This window comes from Moorena sp. SIO3I6 (assembly GCF_010672095.1).
This window is the reverse complement of the sequence record NZ_JAAHHU010001267.1, coordinates 1-1,475: the sequence shown is the minus strand read 5'-3', so window position 1 is coordinate 1,475 and position 1,475 is coordinate 1. Positions and strand designations below refer to the sequence as shown.

The following is a 1,475-nucleotide window of genomic DNA, read 5'->3' as shown; positions in this document are numbered from 1 at the left end:
TTTAGACTGACCTGAGGCAACAAGAGTAACAATTTGTAACTCTCGTTCTGTTAAGAGACTAGCAAGATGAGATGTGGCGGAAGTAGTATTTTCTTCTGTAATTGCATAAAATTTTCCATTTACCTCCAGATAACCAACTGCATTCAAAGGACAACTGCTTTGAGGGGTTGAATTAGAGCTAGACCCTAAACTAGGTTTAAATTCGTTGTTTGTTTCAAAAACTAAAAAACAAGAATTATTGATAAACAGCTTACCAATCACTTGATTCCCTAACTCTGATTCTAGATCTTTACTAGCTAGATCTTGACCATAAAGAGTAAGATTACGTTTTTCTTTCATAAGAAAAATTTCAAGTACCTATAGACATCCTGTTTGATTGATCAGCGGAACCTGGGGAAAGATAAAAGTAAGCTATCAGCTATCAGCTAATGCGCTACGGCTGACAGCTGACGGCTGACAGCTAAATCCTTACGCAAAAACTATAGCGCTGTGCGTAGGGAATAGGGAATAGGGAACGTCGGACCAGGGAATGATTGAGCTTCCCAAGACTGCGCTGCATAGCTTCGTTCCTTAAATTTGTCAACACCATTACACCGATTGCTATAACTATTCACAAATGATTTAGGAAGATCCGATCCATGGATGGTCTTACCCCCCTTCCATTTTGTTGAATAGGAATCAAAAAGGAGTTAAATTGTTAACAAAACTTATAGTGTGTCTAGGTTTTACAAATGAGTTGTAAAACTAGATGGTTATTTTTTCTAATCAAAAAAACGCTGTATTCCTTACTCCTGTTAGCCGATCCGGAGTTTTCTCTTCTCTAAAGGGTTTAGTTCTATGTTTACATCTCACATCGAAAGACTATACCAGAACGCTTTAGTATTTATCCATAGATCCTTCTTCAACTCTGGGAAATTCCCCAAGTCTTCAGGATCACAGGCAACGTTATCGCTCCAAGACAGCTTAGACATTCTTTCAGATGCTGTAACTGCAGGTGTCACAAGATGTATAACACACAAATGAAGCCCTTCCCATAACAGTTTTGCCAGTCCGGTGTAAATCATCAACTGGCGTAAGTAGTCCGATTCCAAAGCCACAATTCGATCCTGCGGACTGACCAGTTGACAAGAGATTCCCAAGTTTTCCAAAGCTTTGCAGATATCTGGAGGGCGATTATCACTAAAATCTGTAGGATTCTGATAGCTCAGTATAAAAGCAGAACCCAAACTCGCAGTTAGAGCTACAGTATCCCGGAATGACGCCATTAAAGTATCATTGGTCCCCTGTGACTGGTTAATGCGTCGATCTAATAAGCGTGCTAAATATTCCCATCGTGGCAAGAGCTTGGTAGTTGTACCTTTTGGCAGTAAAGACTCCCTTAGACTATCCCCCAGCCAGAATAGATTTAGTCCTAGCAAATCATTCTCGCTTTGTAATCGTTTCCACTCTTGAAGTGACCAAATCACACTCTCTAA

Annotated in this window: 3 protein-coding genes; all 3 read right to left on the bottom strand. The window is 40.0% G+C overall.

Annotation, left to right across the window (positions count from 1 at the left end):
* A partial coding sequence (locus tag F6K49_RS48415; RefSeq protein ID WP_293109810.1) for a hypothetical protein occupies nt 1-339 on the bottom strand: 339 nt, incomplete at its 3' end.
* 140 nt (nt 340-479) lie between these two features.
* Complete coding sequence (locus F6K49_RS48410) at nt 480-614, bottom strand: hypothetical protein (protein ID WP_293109808.1); 135 nt, start codon at nt 612-614, stop codon at nt 480-482.
* Between the two features lie 234 nt (nt 615-848).
* The coding region (locus F6K49_RS48405; RefSeq protein ID WP_293109806.1) for a hypothetical protein at nt 849-1,475 on the bottom strand (627 nt) is incomplete at its 5' end.